At 60.6% G+C, this 21,398-nt stretch carries 18 protein-coding genes and 1 pseudogene; 10 read left to right on the plus strand and 9 right to left on the minus strand.

Going from position 1 to position 21,398, the window contains the following annotated elements:
* Nucleotides 1–50: 50 nt before the first annotated feature.
* Together PCOSP_RS00105 and PCOSP_RS00110 are read right to left on the minus strand one after the other, a co-directional pair.
* Entirely contained in the window at nt 51–725 is a 675-nt protein-coding gene (locus PCOSP_RS00105; protein ID WP_139641438.1) for a methionine ABC transporter permease, read from the minus strand.
* Nucleotides 725–1,732, minus strand: a complete 1,008-nt coding sequence (locus PCOSP_RS00110; RefSeq protein WP_464710033.1) for a methionine ABC transporter ATP-binding protein — start codon at nt 1,730–1,732, stop codon at nt 725–727. The genes PCOSP_RS00105 and PCOSP_RS00110 overlap by 1 nt, the downstream gene beginning before the upstream one ends.
* A 414-nt stretch (nt 1,733–2,146) precedes the next feature.
* Here PCOSP_RS00110 and PCOSP_RS00115 point away from each other — a divergent pair, with 414 nt between their 5' ends.
* Together PCOSP_RS00115 and katE are read left to right on the plus strand one after the other, a co-directional pair.
* On the plus strand, nt 2,147–4,033 hold the full coding sequence (locus PCOSP_RS00115) for a ricin-type beta-trefoil lectin domain protein (RefSeq protein ID WP_175385373.1): 1,887 nt from the start codon (nt 2,147–2,149) through the stop codon (nt 4,031–4,033).
* 205 nt (nt 4,034–4,238) lie between these two features.
* Nucleotides 4,239–6,377 (plus strand): catalase HPII, encoded by a 2,139-nt coding sequence (gene katE / locus PCOSP_RS00120; protein ID WP_175362257.1) that lies wholly within the window; start codon nt 4,239–4,241, stop codon nt 6,375–6,377.
* 132 nt (nt 6,378–6,509) lie between these two features.
* Here katE and PCOSP_RS00125 read toward each other — a convergent pair whose 3' ends face one another.
* The 4 genes from PCOSP_RS00125 to zur are packed head-to-tail and all read right to left on the minus strand — an operon-like array spanning nt 6,510 to nt 9,306.
* On the minus strand, nt 6,510–7,223 hold the full coding sequence (locus PCOSP_RS00125) for a PA5502 family lipoprotein (RefSeq protein WP_464710034.1): 714 nt from the start codon (nt 7,221–7,223) through the stop codon (nt 6,510–6,512).
* Between the two features lie 37 nt (nt 7,224–7,260).
* Complete coding sequence (gene znuB, locus PCOSP_RS00130) at nt 7,261–8,049, minus strand: zinc ABC transporter permease subunit ZnuB (protein ID WP_139641449.1); 789 nt, start codon at nt 8,047–8,049, stop codon at nt 7,261–7,263.
* On the minus strand, nt 8,042–8,824 hold the full coding sequence (znuC, locus tag PCOSP_RS00135) for a zinc ABC transporter ATP-binding protein ZnuC (protein ID WP_041024685.1): 783 nt from the start codon (nt 8,822–8,824) through the stop codon (nt 8,042–8,044). The genes znuB and znuC overlap by 8 nt, the downstream gene beginning before the upstream one ends.
* Nucleotides 8,824–9,306: a zinc uptake transcriptional repressor Zur gene (zur, locus tag PCOSP_RS00140; protein ID WP_024778404.1), complete on the minus strand. Its 483-nt coding sequence runs from the start codon at nt 9,304–9,306 to the stop codon at nt 8,824–8,826. Before zur ends, znuC begins: the two co-directional genes overlap by 1 nt.
* A 66-nt stretch (nt 9,307–9,372) precedes the next feature.
* Between zur and PCOSP_RS00145 the strand changes: the two genes are divergently transcribed.
* Nucleotides 9,373–10,296: a zinc ABC transporter substrate-binding protein gene (locus tag PCOSP_RS00145; protein ID WP_175362255.1), complete on the plus strand. Its 924-nt coding sequence runs from the start codon at nt 9,373–9,375 to the stop codon at nt 10,294–10,296.
* Nucleotides 10,297–10,479: 183 nt separating this feature from the next.
* Here the strand turns inward: PCOSP_RS00145 and PCOSP_RS00150 are convergent, their stop codons facing one another.
* Entirely contained in the window at nt 10,480–11,430 is a 951-nt protein-coding gene (locus tag PCOSP_RS00150) for a homoserine kinase (RefSeq protein ID WP_464710035.1), read from the minus strand.
* A 55-nt stretch (nt 11,431–11,485) separates the two neighbouring features.
* The gene (locus PCOSP_RS00155) at nt 11,486–11,776 is read right to left on the minus strand and encodes a DUF2782 domain-containing protein (RefSeq protein WP_139641455.1); all 291 of its coding nucleotides are present in this window, start codon (nt 11,774–11,776) and stop codon (nt 11,486–11,488) included.
* Between the two features lie 94 nt (nt 11,777–11,870).
* Between PCOSP_RS00155 and polA the strand changes: the two genes are divergently transcribed.
* On the plus strand, nt 11,871–14,618 hold the full coding sequence (gene polA, locus PCOSP_RS00160; RefSeq protein ID WP_464712017.1) for a DNA polymerase I: 2,748 nt from the start codon (nt 11,871–11,873) through the stop codon (nt 14,616–14,618).
* 304 nt (nt 14,619–14,922) lie between these two features.
* Here polA and yihA read toward each other — a convergent pair whose 3' ends face one another.
* On the minus strand, nt 14,923–15,564 hold the full coding sequence (gene yihA, locus PCOSP_RS00165; protein WP_041020741.1) for a ribosome biogenesis GTP-binding protein YihA/YsxC: 642 nt from the start codon (nt 15,562–15,564) through the stop codon (nt 14,923–14,925).
* Nucleotides 15,565–15,755: 191 nt separating this feature from the next.
* Between yihA and PCOSP_RS00170 the strand changes: the two genes are divergently transcribed.
* The 6 genes and pseudogenes from PCOSP_RS00170 (at nt 15,756) to PCOSP_RS00195 (ending at nt 21,359) form a co-directional block, all read left to right on the plus strand.
* Nucleotides 15,756–16,046: a c-type cytochrome gene (locus tag PCOSP_RS00170; protein WP_139641458.1), complete on the plus strand. Its 291-nt coding sequence runs from the start codon at nt 15,756–15,758 to the stop codon at nt 16,044–16,046.
* 46 nt (nt 16,047–16,092) lie between these two features.
* Nucleotides 16,093–16,704: a c-type cytochrome gene (locus PCOSP_RS00175; protein WP_139641460.1), complete on the plus strand. Its 612-nt coding sequence runs from the start codon at nt 16,093–16,095 to the stop codon at nt 16,702–16,704.
* A gap of 196 nt (nt 16,705–16,900) precedes the next feature.
* Entirely contained in the window at nt 16,901–17,545 is a 645-nt protein-coding gene (locus PCOSP_RS00180) for a thiol:disulfide interchange protein DsbA/DsbL (RefSeq protein WP_139641462.1), read from the plus strand.
* Between the two features lie 14 nt (nt 17,546–17,559).
* Nucleotides 17,560–18,438, plus strand: a complete 879-nt coding sequence (locus PCOSP_RS00185; RefSeq protein WP_139641464.1) for an endonuclease/exonuclease/phosphatase family protein — start codon at nt 17,560–17,562, stop codon at nt 18,436–18,438.
* A pseudogene (locus PCOSP_RS00190) lies at nt 18,435–20,476 on the plus strand (GGDEF domain-containing protein). The gene PCOSP_RS00185 and the pseudogene PCOSP_RS00190 overlap by 4 nt, the downstream one beginning before the upstream one ends.
* Nucleotides 20,477–20,579: 103 nt before the next feature.
* Nucleotides 20,580–21,359 (plus strand): N-acetylmuramoyl-L-alanine amidase, encoded by a 780-nt coding sequence (locus PCOSP_RS00195; protein WP_464710037.1) that lies wholly within the window; start codon nt 20,580–20,582, stop codon nt 21,357–21,359.
* Nucleotides 21,360–21,398 lie beyond the last annotated feature (39 nt).

The following is a 21,398-nucleotide window of genomic DNA, read 5'->3' on the forward strand; positions in this document are numbered from 1 at the left end:
CTTGGCGCCTGCCAGCGAATGGCTGGCTCATGGTTTATGGGCTCGAGGCCTTATTTTCTAGAGAAATGCACAACCAGCTTGTCGCCTACGGTTTGCAGGACCTGGACCAGCACCAGCAGCAATACCACCGTGACCACCATGACATCGGTCTGGAAACGCTGGTAACCGAACCGGATCGCCAGGTCACCCAAGCCACCGGCGCCCACCACACCGGCCATGGCCGTGTAGGACACCAGCGTAATCGCTGTCACCGTAATCGCTGCAAAGATGCCCGGACGGGCTTCCGGCAGCAAGGCGTTGACGATGATCTGCCGGGTGGTTGCGCCCATGGCCTGGGTCGCTTCGATGATGCCGCGGTCGACTTCGCGCAGGGCGGTTTCCACCAGGCGGGCGAAGAACGGGGTCGCGCCGACCACCAGTGGTGGAATTGCACCGGCCACGCCCAACGAGGTGCCGGTAATCAATACCGTGAACGGGATCATCACGATCAACAGAATGATGAACGGCAGCGAGCGCAGGATGTTGACGATCAGCGATAACAGCGCATAAACGCCCCGGGCTTCGAGCAACTGGCGTGGGCTGCACAGGAACAGCAGCACCCCCAGCGGCAAGCCGAGCAGCACGGTGAACAACAGCGAACCGAACAGCATCAGGAAGGTGTCGCCAGTCGCCAGCCAGATTTCCAGCCAGTCGATGTTTACAAAGAAATTCGTCAGCAGTTCCATTAGCGCAGCACCTCCATGTGGACATCGGCCGCGGTGAAGCGGGCGAAAGCCGCCTCCATGTCACCGCCGGTGATGGCGAGGGTCAGTTGCCCGTAGGGGGTGTCTTTGATGCGGTCGATACGGCCGGCCAGGATGCTGTAGTCCACACCGGTTTCCCGGGCGACGGTGCCGAGCAAGGGGGCGTAGGTCGCATCGCCCTGGAAGGTCAGACGCACGATGCGCCCAGGTACGTGGGCAAAATCGTCGCGCTGTTCGCTCTCGTCGATCTGCTCGTCTTCCTGGACGAAACGCTTGGTGGTCGGGTGCTTGGGATGCAGGAACACATCGGCCACCGGACCTTGCTCGACGATGACGCCGGCGTCCATCACCGCCACTTCATCGCAGACCCGGCGGATCACGTCCATTTCATGGGTGATCAACACGATGGTCAGCTTCAGCTCGCGGTTGATTTCGGCCAGCAGTTGCAGCACCGATGCGGTGGTTTGCGGGTCCAGCGCACTGGTGGCTTCGTCGCACAACAGGATCTTGGGCTTGGTCGCCAGGGCGCGGGCGATGCCGACGCGTTGCTTCTGGCCGCCGGACAACTGGGCCGGGTATTTCCTGGCGTGATCGGACAAGCCTACTCGGGTCAGCAACTCGGCCACTCGCCGGTCAATGTCGCTGCGGGACAGCTCGCCCGCCAAGGTCAGTGGCAAGGCCACGTTGTCGGCCACGGTCTTGGAGGCCAGCAGGTTGAAGTGCTGGAAAATCATCCCGACCTGTTGACGGAAGCGTCGCAGACCGTTGGCGTCCAGGGCGGTGATTTCTTCACCGTCGACGATGATCTTGCCGCCGCTGGCGTCTTCCAGGCGATTGATCAGACGCAGTAGGGTACTTTTTCCTGCACCGGAGTGGCCGATCAGGCCGAAGACCTGACCGTTCTCGATCGTCAGACTGGTCGGGTGCAGAGCGGGGATATCCTTACCGGCGACGCGGTAGGTTTTATGGACGTTTTGAAACTCGATCACGTAGCGAACCTTGTGGGGCGCGTTGGAAAAGGGGCAGCGGTTAGCCGGGGGCGCATTTTAGCCTGTCTGTATAGAGGTCATTAGCATTTATTTCGCAAACTGACTGCCATTTGGAAATAACGCGATCGAAGGTCAGCGAGCCTGGTGGTCGGTCGTTGAGCACCCCTGCGCGCCGCTGTCGGGGACCGGGCGCCATGCGGCCGTCGCCAACCCAGACAGTAACAACACCGTTAATACTTTTTGCTCAAGAGCATTTAAAGTTAGCTTTTAATATATTCACATACTCGGTTTCATTTCGAATAAGTCCTTTCAGTTGTCCACGGATAAGTATCTGGTAAGTTACCGGCCGTCGCTAACTACAGCGAAGTAAAGCCCGTCACGCAACGGCGGGGAAACATTTAAAAGGAATTGAATGTGAAAAAGCATAAGGCTATTTTTGCAGGACTGTTTGTGTTGAGCGTAATGGCAAACGCAGTGGCTGCAAGTTCGACGACTTCGGACACTTTAATGATCTTCGGTGAACTTCCCGACGCGCATGTCGCGCTACCTCGGTACCAGGCCTTGTCAGTCGCGGCAATGCCTGAGGAAGAATTCAAGGAGCGACTTGCCGACGACAAATTTTCTTCCCTGGCCTATCTGGACATCGCCGCAGTAAAAGACGATGAAGCCGCCATCGAGAAAGCGACGGCGATTTTCCGCTCGGGGAAACCGGTGCTGTTGAAAATGGGCTACCAGACGACGGAACTGGCAAAAACAGTAAGTAGCATATTCGGAATTTCCAGCGCGTTTGACTATGCCTTGTTTCACCGGGTGAGCAATTCGGAGATCAATGTCTATCGCCTAGAAGGTTACCAGGATGAAGCCGTCCTGGAAGCGGTGTTGTTGCTGGTCACGGAACTGCAGGCACAGGGCAGCTACCCCCGGGAGGAAGGCGAGTTCATTGGCCTGCCGAAACTGACCTACAACATCAATCTTCAAAGCCCGAACCAGGAAATGACGTCCGTGGTGAATATCGATGTCATCAGGAGTGCAGAGCGAAGCCAGGACAAGAAGTTCGTTTCCATCAAAACGTCGCCAACGACAACGCGTTCCACGAAAAACGGCATCACCATTGGTGGGTCCGGACCGGGTGGCAGTGGGGAAAATCTGTGGGGCGCGTACTTGCCCCATGCATACCGGTTCACTCACCAACTGACCGCTGAACAGGTTGTTCCGGTGTTAGTCAATTCGGCGCCTGCCAGCGATTCGAGGACGGATTTCAATTACAGCGAGACGAAAACCAATGGATTTTCCATTGGCGGAACATTGGGTAGCGAGTTTGGCGGAACGAAAGCCGAAAACATTACCTATGCCGCCAAATCGCCGTTCAACGTGAATTTCGGCCTGAGTTATTCACATTCCAAGACCATGAGCTACGCGTTCCAGGACTACTCGTTGATCGCAGCGCAGAACGGCTCGAAGTTGACGTGGAACGCACCCATAGACCCCAAGCTGAAGGCTGTATTGGTCGACAGGCTCACGGCTGGCATGCCTATTTTGACTGAGGCGCGAATGACGCCAATGATGCGCTCGGCGTCGCTTGAGTCTTATACCTTGTGGGAGTTGCCCGGCACCTACACCGGTGCGGCAACAGTCAGCATTGGCGGCGGCTATGATTTGAATCGGCGTGAGTGGTGGTGGGATCGGACCCAGGTTAGATCCCTGCATGTCACCGATGTCTACGATGCCGCCGAGCAGTACACGCTGGACTTGAACAGTCCGTTCCTGACACGCGAGATGACCGTGCTGATTCGCTCCGCCGACGGCGTCGGCAAGTGCATGTCTGAAAACGCCAACTCCGGTGTTTCCCTTGAGTCCTGTGCGGCCTCGAACGTCAATCAGCTGTGGGGCCTGGATTCGGAGAATCGGTACGTCAACCGGGCGTCGAACCGGTGCCTGAGCGTGCGCGAAACGGATGGCGCCCTGATCACCGATAGCTGCGCCCTGGATAACCGGCAGCAGTGGGAGTGGCAAGCGGATCGGATTCATTCGTTGTACAACCGCGACTGGCGCCTTTATGCCGATGACAGCCGGCTGAAAGTCATTCCGGATGACTCCATGCACTTCCAGGACACGCCCAAGAACGTGTTCAACCCGCTGAACATTCCTTGGGCGAGCTATCCACGGGCACCGTCCATCCATGATGTGATGCCCAACCACCTGGGCCCATCGCCTCAGATCAGCCCGGAATGGGTCGACCGCTATCAAGGCGTGGATACGCGCCAGAGGTGGAGAATCGAGATCCTGCGCGATGGCATTTGATCGCTGAAGTTCCGCCAACCCAACGGTGAGGTTCATCACCGTTGGGTTGGCGCCGGCGGGGAACATCCAGGCGCGTTTCGAGGGAACGGCTCGAACCCTCATCAGTCACTACATAAGCCACTCCCAAATGCCTGGGCACTACTGCCCCGGCGCTTGTCCGCAAGCCCTGTCTGGAAAAGGGATCGAAACGAGGAGTTTATGTCTGATGAATACCAAGCAGCCTGCAACCGCCAAGAGCCAACTGGCCGGGACCGACACCCTGGATCGCGGCAACACCAACGCCAAGCTTGAGAGCCTGGAGCCGTTTCGCTCCGATGCCACCGAGCAGGCATTGCGCACCAACCAGGGAGTGAAGATCGCCGACAACCAGAACACCCTCCGTGCCGGCGCCCGTGGGCCTTCGCTGCTGGAAGATTTCATCATGCGTGAAAAGATCACGCATTTTGACCATGAGCGTATCCCTGAGCGCATCGTTCACGCCCGCGGTACCGGGGCCCATGGTTACTTTCAGAGTTATGAAGCGCATTCGGCACTGACCAAGGCTGGTTTCCTACAGGACCCGAGCAAGAAGACTCCGGTGTTCGTGCGTTTTTCCACCGTGCAGGGGCCACGGGGGTCCGGTGACACGGTGCGTGACGTGCGGGGCTTTGCCGTGAAGTTCTTCACCGACGAAGGCAACTTCGATCTGGTCGGCAACAACATGCCAGTATTTTTCATACAGGATGCGGTGAAGTTTCCTGACTTCGTCCACGCGGTAAAACCCGAACCCCATAACGAGATTCCTACCGGCGGTTCGGCCCACGACACCTTCTGGGATTTTGTCTCGCTGGTGCCGGAGTCGGCTCATATGGTGATCTGGGCGATGTCCGACCGGGCCATTCCAAAGAGCTTGCGAAGCATGCAAGGCTTCGGCGTCCATACCTTTCGTATGATCAACGCCGAAGGCCGCAGCAGTTTCGTCAAGTTCCATTGGCGACCCAAGGTCGGTACGTGTTCATTGGTGTGGGACGAAGCCCAGAAGTTGGCCGGTAAAGATACGGACTACCACCGTCGCGATCTGTGGGAAGCGATCGAGATGGGCGATTACCCGGAATGGGAGTTCGGTGTGCAGATCGTCGCCGAGGAAGACGAGCATGAATTCGACTTCGACCTGCTCGACCCGACCAAGATCATCCCCGAAGAACTCGTGCCCATCACGCCGCTGGGCAAGATGGTGCTGAACCGCAACCCGGACAACTTCTTCGCCGAAGTCGAGCAAGTCGCCTTCTGCCCCGGGCATATCGTGCCGGGTATCGACTTTTCCAACGACCCTTTGCTGCAAGGCCGGCTCTTTTCCTATACCGATACGCAGATCAGCCGACTCGGTGGGCCGAATTTTCATGAGCTGCCGATCAACCGTGCGATCACCCCTGTACACAACGGCCAGCGTGACGCCATGCACCGCACCACCATCGACAAGGGGCGGACCTCCTACGAGCCGAACTCCATCGACGGTGGTTGGCCGAAGGAAACCCCGCCCGGTCCGCAAGACGGTGGTTTTGAAAGCTATCCAGAGCGTATCGACGCCTACAAGATCCGCCAGCGCAGTGACTCGTTCGGTGACCATTTTTCCCAGGCGCGGCTGTTCTACAAAAGCATGAGTGCCCATGAGCAGGAGCACATCATCGCGGCCTACAGTTTCGAATTGGGCAAGGTCGAGCGGGAGTACATCAGGGCGCGGCAGGTTAACGAGATTCTCGCCAACATCGATTTGGACCTGGCGGCACGGGTGGCGAAAAACCTCGGATTGCCGGCGCCCACTGCGGGCACCGTGGATGTACCGACGCTTTCGCTGGAAACATCCCCGGCCTTGAGCCAGGCGAACTTGCTGTCCGGAGATATCAAGACACGCAAAGTCGCGGTGCTGGTGGCGAACGGCGTCGATGGGGCGATCATCGATGCGCTCAAGCAGGCGCTGGAGGCCGAGGGTGCCCATGCAAAAGTCCTCGGGCCGACCTCCGCGCCGGTCACGACCGCCGATGGGCAGACGCTGGCGGTGGATGCATCCATGGAAGGCTTGCCATCCATTGCCTTTGACGCAGTGTTCGTGCCGGGCGGCGCGCAGTCGATCCAGGCCTTGAGTACCGATGGCGTTGCGCTGCATTACCTGCTGGAAGCCTACAAACACCTGAAGGCTATCGCCCTCAACGGTGAAGCCAGGCAATTGTTGGCGTTGTTGAAACTGGAGGCGGACGCGGGGCTGATTCCGGATGCCGATGCCGGGAAGTTCGCGGATTTCTTTGCGGCGATTGCTCAGCATCGGGTTTGGGCGCGGGAGCCCAAGGCCAAAGGGATTCCGGCTTGATGATTGTCTGAAAAGGGCTTGTTGCCTGTCAGGACGCTATCGCGAGCAGGCTCGCTCCCACAGGGGTGTGTCGGATACAAAATTTGTATTCACAACACATCCAATGTGGGAGCGAGCCTGCTCGCGATGCCTTTAAGATTTACGCGGAGTCAGCACCAGCTGCGCCGGCACGCTGCGCAGGATCTGTTTGCGAAGCTTCAGGTCAAACCCCGGATCCAGCTTTTTTACCCGCTTGGTCAGCAGGTTCGCCAGCCATGGATAATCGTTGGTACGCGGCGCCTGGACTGTGACATCACACTGGAAATTCACCACATCGGCGGCAATGGCATCCAGTTGCCGACGCATTTGCTGGATATCGTTGATGTCGAGCTGAATCGTGGTGCTCTCGGCGCTCGGATCGATCAGCTTGGCGACCGGTTTGGTTTCGGCAGCCTGGAGGGCGGCCTCGGCTTTATCCAGCTCGACCTTACGGGCCTCGGCGATCGCGCCGTTGACTTCACCGGTCAGAGCCGGGGCCTTGGGCATCAGGGCGCGAGCACGGCTCAGGGCGGTGGCGGCGGCGTTTACATCGCCTTTTTGCAGATCGATCTGGCTGCGGCGCAGATACGCCTCGGCCAGTTGCCGCTGATAGGGCTCCAGCGCCGGGTCATTCGACGTCTGGGCCTGCAGTGCGGCCAATTGATCTTCAGCGGTGGCCAACTCATTGCTGGCCAGGCTTTGTTCCAGCTGCGCAATGGCCGGGCCCCGGGTGTCGGGCGCTTCGGTCACTGGCGGCGAACTCGTGCAAGCCCCCAGCAGCAAGGAAAATGCGACAAGGAGCAGATAACGGGAGGCGAACGGCTTCATTCCTGCGACTCTCTATTTGCGCAAAAAGCGAGCAAGTCTACACCCCTCGGCGGGGCAGGACAAAACTCAGCAGAAACAATGCCGCGGCGCTGACCACGATCGACGGGCCGGCCGGGGTGTCCTTGAACCACGACAAGGCCAGCCCGCCACACACCGCAAGCATGCCCAGCAGGCTCGCGCCCAGGGCCATCTGCTCCGGCGAGCGGGCGTGACGCTGTGCCGCGGCAGCTGGAATGATCAGCAATGACGTAATCAGCAACACACCGACGATTTTCATCGCCACGGCAATGACCACCGCAATCAGCAGCATCAGCGCCAGTCGCAGCCCCGTCACGGGCAGGCCTTCGACCCGGGCCAGTTCTTCGTGGACGGTGACGGCCAGCAAGGGTCGCCAGAGCGCCACCAGCAACAGCAGGACGGCTGCGCTGCCACCCAGGATCCAGGCCAGGTCCGTCGGGCTGATGGCCAGCAGGTCGCCGAACAGGTAGGCCATCAAGTCGATCCGCACTTCACGCATGAAGCTCAGCACCACCAGGCCAAGGGACAGGGTACTGGGCGCGAGGATGCCCAGCAGCGTGTCGGATGCCAGCGGCTGGCGCTGTTGCAAGGTCACCAGCACCACCGCCAGCAACAGGCAGCCGACGGTCACCGCCACCGTTGGGCTGACGTCCAGCAAGAACCCCAACGCCACACCGAGCAATGCCGCGTGGGACAAGGTATCGCCGAAATAGGCCATGCGCCGCCAGACCACGAACGAGCCCAGGGGACCGGCCACCAGCGCGAGGGCCAGGCCTGCAAGCAGGGCGTACAACAGAAAATCAGCCATGCTTGCAGCCATCTCCATGAACATGGGGGGTAACAGGTGCACCGATGACCACCGAACCGTGCAGGTCGTGGGCGTGGTCATGGTGGTGGTGATAAATCGCCAGGCTGGGTGCGTTCTTGCCGAACAGTTCGACGAACGCCGGGTCGCCACTGACCTGCTCGGGATGGCCGGAACAGCAGACATGCCGATTGAGGCAGACCACTTGGTCGGTGGTGCTCATGACCAGGTGAAGATCATGGGAAACCATCAGCACACCGCAGCCGTGACGGTCGCGCAGGCGGGTGATCAAGCTGTACAGCTCGGCCTGTCCCGCCACGTCGACCCCCTGTACCGGCTCGTCGAGCACCAGCAGCTCAGGCTCGCGCAGCAAGGCTCGGGCCAGCAGCACGCGCTGCATTTCACCACCGGAGATGCTTTGCACCGGGCTGTCGATCACGTGTTCGGCGCCGACTTCGTTGAGTGCCGCCAGGGCCCGCCCGCGATCCACGCCAGGCACCAGGCGCAGGAAACGCAGGACCGACAGGGGCAGCGTCGGGTCTACATGGAGTTTTTGCGGCATGTAGCCGACCCGCAGCTTCGGTTTGCGCCAGACGCTGCCGCTGTCCGGCTTGAGCAAACCCAACACGGCGCGCACCAGGGTGGTCTTGCCGGCGCCGTTGGGGCCGATCAGGGTGACGATCTGCCCCGGCTCGACGCTCAGGTGGATGTTGTCCAGCACGTTCTGCCCGGCGAACGTCACGGCCACCTGCTCGAGGCGGATCAAGGCATTGCTCATCAGGCCCCCTGGCAACCGGAGCAGAGACCGACCACTTCGACGGTCTGGCTGTCGACCACGAAGCCGACCTCCTTGGCGCTGGCGACGATGGCATCGCTGATGGATTTCTGCTCCAACTCGATGGCGGCGTGGCATTCGCGGCAGATCAGGAACTGGCCTTGATGGGCGTGTTCGGGGTGGTTGCAGCCGACGAAGGCGTTCAGGGAGGAAATGCGATGCACCAGGCCGTTTTCCAGCAGGAAGTCCAGCGCCCGATAGACCGTCGGCGGCGCGGCGCGGCGGCCGTCCTGCTCGCTGAGCACCGCCAGGATGTCGTAGGCACCCAACGGCTTGTGGCTTTGCCAGACCAGTTCCAGCACGCGTCGCCGCAAGGCGGTCAAGCGCAGCCCCTGCCGTGCACAGATGGCATCGGCCTCGGACAGCGCGCTGTGCACGCAGTGAGAGTGATCGTGGGGACGACTGGCGAGGGGTGTAATAGGCATGGGCAGCGACGAGTTCAGTGAGAGACGTTATTATGTTACCCGTTCTCGCCTCTTCGAGTGGTCATCGTGTCCCGATTTTTTTCGCTCTTTGTCGCTTTTGTCGCAACTTTTCTGTTGACCGGTCCGGCCCAGGCCGAGGTCAAGGTCCTCACCAGCATCAAGCCGCTGCAGTTGATTGCCGCTGCGGTGCAGGACGGCGTGGCCGTTCCCGAGGTGCTGCTGCCTCCCGGAGCTTCGCCTCACCACTACGCCTTGCGCCCATCCGACGTACGCAAGGTGCAATCGGTGGACCTGCTGTACTGGATCGGTCCGGACATGGAAGGGTTCCTGCCGAGGGTGTTGAGCGGTCGTACGCTGCCTTCCGTCGCGGTACAGGACCTGCCGGGGCTCAAGTTGCGGCATTTTACCGAGGACAGCCAATCCCATACCGATGAGGATGGCGACGAGCATGATCATGACCATCGTCCTGGCACGATCGATGCCCATTTGTGGCTTTCACCGACCAACGCTCGGGTGATCGCCGCCAGAATGGCCGCAGACCTGAGCGCTGCCGACCCGGCCAATGCCGAGCGTTATCAAAGCAACCTCAAGGGCTTCAACCAGCGGCTCGATGCCTTGGACACGCGCCTCAAGTCTCGTCTGGCCGGGATTACGGGCAAGCCCTACTTCGTATTCCACGAAGCGTTCGATTATTTCGAAGACACCTACGGTCTCAAGCACGCCGGGGTGTTCGCCGTGGCCGCCGAGGTCCAGCCCGGGGCCCAGCATGTGGCGGCGATGCGCACCCGCTTGCAAGCCGTGGGCAAGACCTGCGTGTTCAGCGAACCGCCCCTGCGCCCGCGCCTGGCCGAAACCCTGGTGGCCGGGTTGCCGGTCAAGCTTGCGGAGCTGGATGCGCTGGGCGGCTACACCCCGGCGACGGCGCAGGGGTATGAGCAGTTGTTGGAAAAGCTGGGGAATGATTTGGCGGGGTGTCTGGAGTCGTTGTAACGCTTGATTGGCGACGATCCCGATCGCGGGCAAGCCTTGCTCCCACAGGGTTAAAACACAAGCAAGCCTTGCTCCCGCAGAGTAAACACAGACAAGCCTTGCTCCCACAGGTAAAACACAGGCAAGCCTTGCTCCCACAGAGTAAACACAGACCTGTGGGAGCAAGGCTTGCCCGCGATGCTTTTACAGGGCAAAAGGCAGCGGTGTATGAACGTCCTGCCGCTGCGCCAACCGCTGCTGAAACTCCATCGGATCGTGGATCAACACGTCCTGTCCGGCAAAGGATTCGGCGGCGATCAGACGCGACAGCCAGAACCGCACGCACGCCACACGCAGCATGGTCGGCCAAAGTTCGGCTTCGGCGGCGGTGAAGGGGCGCAGCGCCGCGTAAGCGCCCAGCAACGCCCGCGCCCTCGGGCCGTCGAGCACTCCGTCGTCATCCGAACACCAGTCGTTCAGGGCAATGGCGACGTCATACAGCATCGGCCCGGAGCAGGCGTTGTAGAAGTCGATCAGCCCGGTCAGGTGCGTGCCTTCGAACATGGCGTTATCGCGGAACAGGTCCGCATGGATGTTGGCGCGGGGCAGCGCCAGGATGCCGCTCTTCTGCAGCGAAATTTCGTCCAGTGCCGCCTGCAGCAGCCGACGAGGCTCGGTTTCGAGGTGTGACAGCAGCTTTGCGCCCTCCTCTTGCATCCAGTCCAGGCCGCGATCGGTCTTGCGCTTGATCATGTTGTCCCGGGTGGCCAGGTGCAGATGGGCCAGCAACTCGCCAACCTGGGCGCAATGCTGCGCATTGGCCTGCTTGATATGTTTGCCGGCCAGGCGCGGTTGCAGCAGCGCAGGTTTGCCGGCCAGCTCCCTGAGCGCAACGCCGTCGGTGGTGCGCAACGCATAAGGCACCGGCAGGTCGGCCTCATGCAGCACGTCCAGCAGTTCGATGAAGAACGGCATTTCCTGCACCGGGCCGCGCTCCACCAGGGTCAGGACGAATTCGCCCTGCTCCAGGCTGATAAAGAAATTGGTGTTTTCGCTGCCAGCGGCGATCCCCTGGAAATCAAGCAGGCGGCCGAGCCCGTAAGGGGCAAGAAAGGTTTCCAGCTCGGGCCGAGCCAGGGGGGTGAACACAGACATGGTTAGAACTGCCAGTACGGGCGCCCTTCAGCGGGCGCCGGTTGAAATTAGGAAACTATTTCCACTCAAAGATCTTCCATGACGGGATCAGCATATCCGGTTGGTCCGAACGGATGAAGTTTGCATCAGTGCCATCGGCGCGTACCAGGAAATAAGGCTTGCCGTGCTTGGGCGTGACCTTGATCGCATACAGGAAACCGTTTTGCCGGTACTCCTGGATGGTTTTATCGCCTTCCGTGCGAATGGTGACGTCCGGGTCCGCGGAAGGTGCCTCGTCCGCCGCCATCACGGTAAGCGGAGTGATCGCAAACAAGCCAGCCAGTAACAGGCGATTTAGTGTACGCATGATAACCTTGTCCCTTTGTCGTCAACGGTCCCGCTATTCTAGCCCCGGACCCGCCGAAAAGGTTGATCCTGCTCATGAGCCAAGCCCCCTCGTCCTGGTGGACGGTTCTTCTTACCTGTACCGCGCGTTTCACGCGCTGCCACCGCTGACCACGTCCAAAGGCCTGCCGACCGGTGCGGTCAAGGGCGTGCTGAACATGCTCAAGAGCCTGCGCAAGCAGTACCCGGACAGCCCGTTTGCCGTGGTGTTCGACGCCAAGGGTGGGACGTTTCGCGATGCGCTGTACGCCGAGTACAAGGCCAATCGCCCGAGCATGCCCGACGACATGCGCGTGCAAATCGAGCCGCTGCATGCCAGCGTCAAGGCCCTGGGCTTCCCGCTCCTGTGTGTGGACAATGTCGAAGCCGACGACGTGATTGGCACCCTGGCCCGCAGCAGCGCCGCAGCCGACCGCCCGGTGGTGATCTCCACCGGTGACAAGGACATGGCTCAATTGGTCGACGGGCACATTACCTTGGTCAATACCATGACCGGTAGCTCGCTGGACGTGGCTGGCGTAAAGGAGAAATTTGGTGTCGCTCCGGAGCAGATCATCGATTATCTGGCATTGATGGGCGATTCTTCCGACAACATCCCGGGCGTTCCGGGGATCGGGCCGAAGACTGCCTCCGGCTTGCTGGTGGGAGTCAACGGCGGCCTGACCGAGCTGTATACGCAGCTGGATATCGTTCCCACGCTGCCGATTCGCGGCGCCAAGACCCTGCCCGCCAAGCTCGAAGAACATAAGGAAATGGCGTTTCTTTCCTACGAGCTGGCGACCATCAAGACTGACGTGCCGCTGGATGTTGGCCTCGACGATCTGCAAATGGGCCCACCGGACCACGACAAACTTGCCGAGCTGTACACCCTGCTGGAGTTCAAGAGCTGGTTCGAAGAAAACCAGCGGGACGCCAAGCGTGCCGGCCAGGAGATCGTCGAAGTGGCCGACGAACAACCGGGCGGCGACGAAGCGAAGTACGAAGTCATTCTCGATCAGGCGCGCTTCGATGCCTGGCTGGCCAAGCTCGAGCAAGCGCCACTGTTTGCGTTCGTCACGGAAACCAATGGTGACGATCCGCAACATGCGCAACTGGTCGGGTTGTCGTTTGCCGTGGCGGCCCATGAGGCGGCCTACATTCCGCTGACCCATTCCTACATGGGCGTGCCGGAGCAGCTTGATCGCGACACGGTACTCAAGGCCCTCAAGCCCCTGCTGGAAAACCCCGACAAGCTCAAGGTCGGTCAGCATGCCAAGTTCGAGACCAATATCCTGGCCAACTGCGCCATTGGTGGCGATCAGAACAACGGCATCCTGGTTCAAGGCATTGCCTTCGACACCATGCTGGAGTCCTACGTGCTGGACTCCACCGCGACCCGTCACGACATGGACAGCCTGGCACTCAAGTACCTGGGCCAAAGCAAGACCGATTTCCAGGACATCGCTGGCAAAGGGGTCAAACAGCTGACTTTCGACCAGATCTCCCTGGAACTGGCCGGCCCGTACGCCGCTGAAGATGCCGACGTAACGTTCCGTTTGCACCAGGCCTTGCAGGAAAAGCTGGCGGCGATCCCGAGCCTGGGCAAAGTGCTCACCGAGATAGAAATGCCGCTGATGCCGGTGCTGGCGCGCATCGAGCGCCAGGGGGCATTGGTCGATGCCAACCTGCTGGGCGTGCAGAGCGTCGAGCTGGGCGAGAAGCTGGTGGCCTTGGAGCGTGAGGCGTTTGCCATCGCCGGAGAGGAATTCAACCTCGGCTCGCCCAAGCAATTGGGTGTGATCCTGTACGAAAAGCTCGGTTTGCCAGTGCTCAGCAAAACCGCCAAGGGCCAGGCATCCACGGCCGAAGCGGTGCTCGCCGAACTGGCCGAGCAGGACTACCCGCTGCCCAAGGTGCTGATGCAGTACCGCTCGCTGAGCAAGCTCAAGAGCACCTATACCGATCGCCTGCCGGAGCAGATCAACAGCCGCACTGGCCGCGTCCACACCAATTATCAACAAGCCGTTGCCGCGACCGGACGACTGTCGTCCATCGATCCGAACCTGCAGAACATTCCGATCCGTACCGCTGAAGGTCGGCGGATCCGACAGGCGTTCGTCGCACCGAAAGGCTACAAGCTGCTGGCGGCGGACTACTCGCAGATCGAATTGAGGATCATGGCGCACCTGGCCAAGGATGAAGGTCTGCTCCACGCGTTCCGCAACGACCTGGACGTGCACCGGGCCACTGCCGCCGAGGTGTTCGGCGTCGAGCTGGAGGCCGTCAGCCATGACCAGCGTCGCAGCGCCAAGGCGATCAACTTCGGCTTGATCTACGGCATGAGCGCCTTCGGTCTCGCCAAACAGATCGGTGTTGATCGCAAGCAGTCCCAGGCCTACATCGATCGCTACTTCGCCCGCTATCCGGGTGTGCTGGAGTATATGGAGCGCACCCGCGCCCAGGCCGCCGAACAGGGGTTTGTCGAAACCATTTTCGGCCGTCGGTTGTACCTGCCGGACATCAACGCGAAGAACCCGGCGCTGCGCAAGGGGGCTGAGCGCACGGCCATCAACGCACCGATGCAAGGCACCGCGGCCGACATCATCAAGAAAGCGATGGTGGCCGTGGATCGCTGGTTGACGACCTCAGGGCTGGATGCCCGGGTGATTCTGCAGGTGCACGACGAACTGGTGCTGGAAGTACGGGAAGACCTGGTCGAACAGGTCAGCAAGGACATTCGCCAGTACATGAGCGCCGCCGCCACGCTGGACGTGCCGCTGCTGGTGGAAGTGGGCGTGGGCGACAACTGGGATGAGGCGCACTGAGGCGTGACGAACTTCCGAGGGGCTGCTTTGCAGCCCAGCGGGGATAAATCCCCTCGCCACAATGGAATGTCATTGCCTGCGAGGGGTGAGTAAGAAATTTCCTAAGGGCATTTCAAAAATAATCTGAACTAAACCCATGAAATGCCACTCAGAGATTCTGAATGGCTGGTGAAGCCCTTCAATGCTCCTATGTTGTGTTAAGTGTTGGCAGATATCTGGACCCCGCCCTAGCGGTCCGGAACTTGGACCCCGAACTTCCCCCTCCCCATACGAAGTCCGGGGTTTTTTTTGCCTGCGATTTGGCTTATTCGGCCTCTTCGCTGCCCTTGTCCGCCAGCTCCATCCAATCGGCCAGCACGGTGTAGGCTTCTTCCAGGCCCATGCGCTTGGGTGCCGAGAACAGCTGGATGGTGATCGCGTCGCCCCAGCCTTTGCGGATTTCCGACTGCACTTTGAGCAGCGTGTTCTTGGCCGCACCGTAGGTGAGCTTGTCCGCTTTGGTCAGCAGGATGTGCATGGGCATGCCGCTGGCGACCGCCCAATCGAGCATCAGCGTGTCGAAGTCGGTCATCGGATGGCGGATGTCCATCATCAGGATCAAACCCTTCAAACTCTCGCGGCTGCCCAGATAGGCTTCCAGGTGACGCTGCCAGTGCTGCTTGAGCGGAATCGGCACCTTGGCGTAGCCGTAGCCGGGAAGGTCGACCAAACGGCGTTCATCGTCTAGCTTGAAGAAGTTCAACAGCTGCGTGCGCCCCGGGGTTTTCGAGGTACGTGCCAGGCTTGCGTGGGTCAAGGTGTTCAGTGCGCTGGATTTGCCGGCGTTGGAACGCCCGGCAAACGCCACTTCGTAGCCTTCGTCGTCGGGGCATTGATCGACTTTGGCGGCGCTGAGCATGAAGGTGGACTGTTGGCACAGGCCAAGGATGGGGTTCTTCAGTTGCATGGGATTTCCGATGTGGGCGGCGTCGGGAATGGACGCGGCAAGCTGTGTCGTTTCCGTTTCAGTGACGCCAGTATATAATGCCGCAGATTTTGTGTGCGCTTTGTCCCAGCGAAGGATGAGGCTCACGAGAGCGATCGACCTAAATTGCGCATCAGAACGCAGCTTGCTCTCAACCCTGAAAAGGTCGTTTTATGACGAAATGGCTGCTAGCTGCCGGTGTCCTGATACCGCTTTACAGCGCTCAGGCTACACAGGATCCGGAAGCTGTGTACAACCGTGTTTGTGGTGCCTGTCATTCCGGCCAACTCCCAACGGCGCCCCGCAAGGGCGATCAGGAAGCTTGGACGCCGAGGTTGGCGAAAGGTATGGGGACGCTGGTGCAACACGTGACCCAGGGTTTCAAGGCGATGCCGCCGCGTGGTTTGTGCATGGACTGCAGTGCCGAGGATTACCGAGCCATCATCCAGTGGATGAGCGAGTAAACCCGGTCCATAACTCTTTAACCCTTAGCCGTAGTTGGATTAGCTGATGAACAAACTGATCGTGAGTCTGCTGTTGACCTTGGGGATATCCGGCGTAGCCCACGCCGCTGGCGATGCCGCCGCCGGCCAGGCGAAAGCCGCCGTATGCGGGGCCTGCCATGGGCCGGATGGCAACAGCGCAGCGCCAAACTTTCCGAAACTGGCGGGCCAGGGCGAACGCTACCTGACCAAGCAATTGCACGACATCAAGTCGGGCAAGCGTACCGTTCTGGAAATGACTGGCCTGCTGACCAACCTGAGCGATCAGGATCTGTCGGACATCGCCGCTTACTTTGCCAGCCAGAAAGGCAGCATCGGCGCCGCCGACCAGAAACTGGTGGCCCGCGGTGAGAAGCTGTTCCGTGGCGGTGATCTGGACAAAGGCCTGCCGGCCTGCACCGGTTGCCATTCGCCGAACGGTGCCGGTAACGCCGCTGCCGGCTTCCCGCACCTGGGAGGCCAGCATGCCCAATACGTAGCCAAGCAACTGACCGATTTCCGCAAGGAAGAAGGCGGTCGTGCCAACGACGGCGACGCGATGACCATGCGCACCATCGCCCGCAAGCTGAGCGACGAAGATATCGCCGCTGTCGCCAGCTACATCCAGGGCCTGCACTAAGGTCTTTGAGCGGCGTTGCGGGAGCTGTACACCGCTTGTAACGTTAACGCTCGATTAATCTGTCGATGCAAGCATCAAAAGGGTGGCTTTGGCCGCCCTTTTTTGTGGCCGCTGCCGTTACACTAAGAACTTGAACCCGCCGTGGTCTGTCTGAAAGCACACCTCGCGAGGCCACCTATTTGTCCAGGAGTAAAGCATGCGTAATCTGATCATCAGCGCCGCGCTCGTCGCCGCCAGCCTGTTCGGCATCGGCGCTCAAGCCAACGCCGAGGAATCGAAGGCCCCTTACGTCGAATTGAGCAACCCGGTTCCGGTAGCCGTGCCCGGCAAGATCGAAGTGGTGGAGCTGTTCTGGTATGGCTGCCCGCATTGCTACGCTTTCGAGCCGGTGATCAATCCATGGGTCGATAAGCTGCCTTCGGACGTGAACTTCGTTCGCATCCCTGCCATGTTTGGCGGCCCGTGGGATGCCCATGGCCAGATGTTCCTGACCCTCGAGGCCATGGGCGTCGAGCACAAGGTTCACGCTGCGGTGTTCAACGCGATCCAGAAAGAACATAAGAAGCTGACTGACAAAAGTGACATGGCAGACTTCCTGGCAACCCAGGGCGTAGACAAGGAGAAATTCCTGGCGACCTTTGACTCTTTCGCCGTGAAGGGCCAAATCGTCAAAGCCAAGGAGCTGGCGAAGAAGTACGAGATCACCGGCGTACCAACCATGATCGTCAACGGTAAATACCGCTTTGATATCGGCTCTGCCGGCGGCGCTGACGAAGCGCTGCAACTGGCCGACAAGCTGATCGCCAAAGAGCGAGCGACGACCAAGGCTGCTGCCAACTAAGCGCGGCCCACGCCATGGCTCGCTGGAGCACCGAACGCATCGTTGGCCTGCATGAGCCGCGGGTCAACGAGCATCATGTCGCGTCCACTGGCCTGCCCGCCGACAGTCGCTTGCGGCTGCTCAGCTTCAACATCCAGGTGGGTATCAGCACCGAACGCTACCGACATTACCTGACCCGGGGTTGGCAGCATCTGCTGCCCCATCCCGGGCGTGCCGGTAACCTGCAGAAAATCGGCGACCTGTTGAAGGATTTCGACCTGGTGGCCTTGCAAGAGGTCGATGGCGGCAGCCTGAGGTCAGGTTACGTCAACCAGGTGGAGTATCTGGCCCAACTGGGTGCGTTCCCCTACTGGTATCAGCAACTCAATCGCAACCTCGGCCGTCTCGCCCAGCACAGCAATGGTGTGTTGAGTCGCCTGCGGCCCTGGGCGATCGAAGACCATCCGCTGCCGGGCCCCAAGGGGCGCGGAGCGATCCTGGCGCGCTTCGGCGAAGGTCCGGAGGCATTGGTCGTGGTCATGATGCACCTGGCCCTCGGGGCGCGTACCCGGACGATGCAACTGGCCTATATCCGTGAATTGATCGGTGGGTATAAACATCAGGTGCTGATGGGCGACATGAACACCCACGCCAACGACCTGTTGCAGACGTCGCCCCTGCGCGACCTCGGCCTGCTCGCGCCCCAACTCGAAGCGACATTCCCCAGCTGGCGCCCCCAGCGCTGCCTGGACCATATTCTGCTGAGCCCGACCCTGACCCTTGAGCGTGTCGAGGTCCTGGCCCAGCCCATTTCCGATCACCTGCCGGTTGCAGTCGAAATTCGTCTACCGGGTTCGCTCACGGCTGACGCATTTCCTGCGCTGAGTTCTGCCCCTTGCGGACCCGATGAATGAGCGACGACGCCGAACGCTGGAGAGAGAAGTACCTCAAGAGCATTGAGCAACAGGAAAAGCTGGAGCGCCGCTGGGATGCCCGGCTCGACTTGCTGCGCCGTGGCCTGGTGCGCAGCACCCTGGCCGCCGAGGGCACGGACCGGGCCGTTGATCAATGCATGAAAGAGATGCGCGAAGTGGTGCGCACCGATGACATGGATGCCGCCCTCGCCGCCCTGTTGCCACGCTTGGAAAAAGCCGTGCTGGATTCCGAGCAGCGCCGCGAGACCCGGGTCGAACAGATGAGCACCGCATTGACCGCGCTGGTCGCTCAGTTGCAGACCCTGCCACTGCCGAAAGACGTGCGTCGGCCGCTGAAAAAGTTTGCCAAACAACTGGAGGCACGTGTCGACCAGGCCCGGGAAATTCCCCTGTTGCTCAGCGAGTTGAGCAGCTTGCAGGGCAAGGCGCTGGATGCATTGGAGATGCCTGCCGAAGCGAGTCGTCCCGGCCTGCTGCAACGGCTGTTTGGGGGGCATGGTCACGAAGATACGATCCCTCAGTCGCAGGCGGCCGCTCCGGACAAGGGTGTGCTTGTACCCCCGGCGTCCTCGCCCGAAGCGCCCCCGCCCCCGCCCGTGCCGATACAGCCGACAACCGTTGCTGCCCCCGTCATGCCGACCGTGGAGCAGACCCGGCCCGTCGATGAGCCCCCCGAACCGGTTGCCTTCATTCCGCCAATCCTCGACCCCGTTCCGAAGTCTGGCACCGACATCGCGCCGTCGGCCCCCGAACCAGAGAAAACGGCTGGGCCAGCAACCCCTGTCACGGAGCCCGCGGCTGCCGCGGCTGCGCTGGATAATCCCGATGAGCTGATGCCCGAGGCGCCATCACCCGTACTGGAGGAAGCACCGTCCCCTGACACAGAAGCTGATGAGCCCCCGACCACCGTCGAGCCGTTGCCCGTTGATCCGGATGAGGCCCATTACGCCCTGCCCGACTCCCCGGAGCCCTCCTACAGTTCGGTGGCGAAGCACATCGAAGACACCCTGCTGGGCCTGCTGGGTGACCTCACCCTGCCTGAGCGGCATCGCCCTCAAGCCGAGGCCATGGGGGAACGTCTTCGAAACGGTTTGAACTGGTACGAGTTATTGCCGATTCTCGACGACTTCGCGACGCTCATGTTGGCCATCACCGACAGTGGCCAGCATGAGTTCGAGGCGTATCTGCAGCGCCTCAATGATCGGTTGGAGTCGTTCCAGAGCAGCTTGCGCGCGGCCAGTGAAGGCCACGCCGACAACCTCTCGGCTTCCAGGGAAATGGACACCCAGATTCGTGAGCAGGTCGATGGTCTGCAAAGCAGCATGCAGGAAGCCGACGACCTGGAGGGACTCAAGCAGGTGCTGGAGAACCATCTGGAAGGCCTGCTCGGTACCATGGACCAGCACCAGAAGCAGCGTGACCAGCGCGAGCAAGAGGTTGCCAGCCGCCTCAAGAGCTTGGCCGAGCGCGTCGCGGTGATGGAGCAGGAAGCCCAGGTCGTGCGTGAAAACCTTGAAGAGCAGCGACAAAAGGCATTGATTGACCCGCTCACCGGGTTGCCCAACCGCGCTGCCTGGACCGAGCGGCTTGAACACGAGGTCACCCAGTGGCAGCGACACGGCAACAGCTTGCTGCTGGCGATGCTCGACCTCGATCATTTCAAGCGGATCAATGACAACTACGGTCACCTGGCGGGTGATCGGGTGTTGAAGATTATCGCCACCGTGTTGCGCAAACGTCTGCGGGGCAGCGACTTCATCGCTCGTTTTGGCGGCGAGGAGTTTGTCTTGCTGGTGCCCGATACCCCCTGGCGTCAGGTGCCAAGCTGGTTGAAGGCCTACGGGCAGCCATCGAAGCCTGTCCGTTTCACTTCAAGGGTGAGCCGGTGACGATTACCGTATCCGTGGGCATGACCGCATTCAAAGCAGGCGAATACAGCGATCTGGTGCTTAAAAGAGCCGATCAGGCGCTTTATCGGGCAAAATCTGCGGGGCGTAACCGAGTGGAGCTGGGCTGAGGTCAATTGTTCCATTTTGTTTAAATCGGAAGGCAAGCCGGATCCTTGCACAGTGATACGTTACACTGTTGCATTATTCGTCATCCGTAGACGCATGTGCGCCATGAAAATTGTCTCGATCATTGTCTTTTTACTGACCCTGGCCGGTTGTGCCAGCGTTCCACGGCTTGATACCAGCCATCCGTCGGTCAATCAGGACAGCCGCATCCAGTTCGTCGTGGTGCATTACACCTCGGCTTCCCTGGAGCGGTCCCTCGCGCTATTGACCCATGGCGAGGTCAGCGCCCATTACCTGATCGGCGACGACAAGGACGCGACGATCTACAAGCTGGTGGATGAAAGCCGGCGCGCCTGGCACGCCGGGGAAAGCGAATGGCAGGGGCGGACCTGGCTCAACTCCAGCTCCATCGGCATCGAGATCGTCAATCCGGGCTATGTCGACAGCCCCACCGGGCGTCTCTGGTACCCCTACAGCGAAGCCCAGATCCAGTCCCTGATCGCGTTGCTCAAGGACATCACCCGGCGCAACGCGATCAACCCGATCAACATCATCGGACACAGCGATATCGCCCCCCTGCGCAAACTTGATCCGGGGCCGTTGTTCCCGTGGAAGCGCCTGGCGGAAGCAGGCCTGGGCGTCTGGCCGGACGAACAGGCCGTGGCGCGCCAGCAGGCCTTCTTCCTGACGCAGCTGCCGAGCGCCACCTGGTTCCAGACCGAGTTGGCCCGCCTCGGCTACCCGACGCCCCGGACCGGCGAATGGGACGTGGCCACCCACCATGTGCTGGCTGCCTTCCAGATGCGTTATCGACCGACCCGGTTCGACGGTACGCCGGACGCGCAAAGTGCAGCGATCCTGCAGGTGCTCAACCAGACAAAATAATGACGCCTGTCCGACGGTAAAGGCTAAATCCAAATCAGC

The sequence above is a fragment of the Pseudomonas sp. MAFF 730105 genome, assembly GCF_055380705.1.

What these genes read in the sequence shown, in the direction of transcription:
- znuB (WP_139641449.1), bottom strand. Translation starts at nt 8,049, where the DNA reads ATGGCTGATTTTCTGTTGTACGCCCTGCTTGCAGGCCTGGCCCTCGCG.
- PCOSP_RS00155 (WP_139641455.1), bottom strand. Translation starts at nt 11,776, where the DNA reads ATGCGTACACTAAATCGCCTGTTACTGGCTGGCTTGTTTGCGATCACT.
- znuC (WP_041024685.1), bottom strand. Translation starts at nt 8,824, where the DNA reads ATGAGCAATGCCTTGATCCGCCTCGAGCAGGTGGCCGTGACGTTCGCC.
- katE (WP_175362257.1), top strand. Translation starts at nt 4,239, where the DNA reads ATGAATACCAAGCAGCCTGCAACCGCCAAGAGCCAACTGGCCGGGACC.
- zur (WP_024778404.1), bottom strand. Translation starts at nt 9,306, where the DNA reads ATGCCTATTACACCCCTCGCCAGTCGTCCCCACGATCACTCTCACTGC.
- PCOSP_RS00180 (WP_139641462.1), top strand. Translation starts at nt 16,901, where the DNA reads ATGCGTAATCTGATCATCAGCGCCGCGCTCGTCGCCGCCAGCCTGTTC.
- PCOSP_RS00150 (WP_464710035.1), bottom strand. Translation starts at nt 11,430, where the DNA reads ATGTCTGTGTTCACCCCCCTGGCTCGGCCCGAGCTGGAAACCTTTCTT.
- PCOSP_RS00195 (WP_464710037.1), top strand. Translation starts at nt 20,580, where the DNA reads ATGAAAATTGTCTCGATCATTGTCTTTTTACTGACCCTGGCCGGTTGT.
- PCOSP_RS00185 (WP_139641464.1), top strand. Translation starts at nt 17,560, where the DNA reads ATGGCTCGCTGGAGCACCGAACGCATCGTTGGCCTGCATGAGCCGCGG.
- PCOSP_RS00170 (WP_139641458.1), top strand. Translation starts at nt 15,756, where the DNA reads ATGACGAAATGGCTGCTAGCTGCCGGTGTCCTGATACCGCTTTACAGC.
- PCOSP_RS00125 (WP_464710034.1), bottom strand. Translation starts at nt 7,223, where the DNA reads ATGAAGCCGTTCGCCTCCCGTTATCTGCTCCTTGTCGCATTTTCCTTG.
- PCOSP_RS00175 (WP_139641460.1), top strand. Translation starts at nt 16,093, where the DNA reads ATGAACAAACTGATCGTGAGTCTGCTGTTGACCTTGGGGATATCCGGC.
- yihA (WP_041020741.1), bottom strand. Translation starts at nt 15,564, where the DNA reads ATGCAACTGAAGAACCCCATCCTTGGCCTGTGCCAACAGTCCACCTTC.
- PCOSP_RS00105 (WP_139641438.1), bottom strand. Translation starts at nt 725, where the DNA reads ATGGAACTGCTGACGAATTTCTTTGTAAACATCGACTGGCTGGAAATC.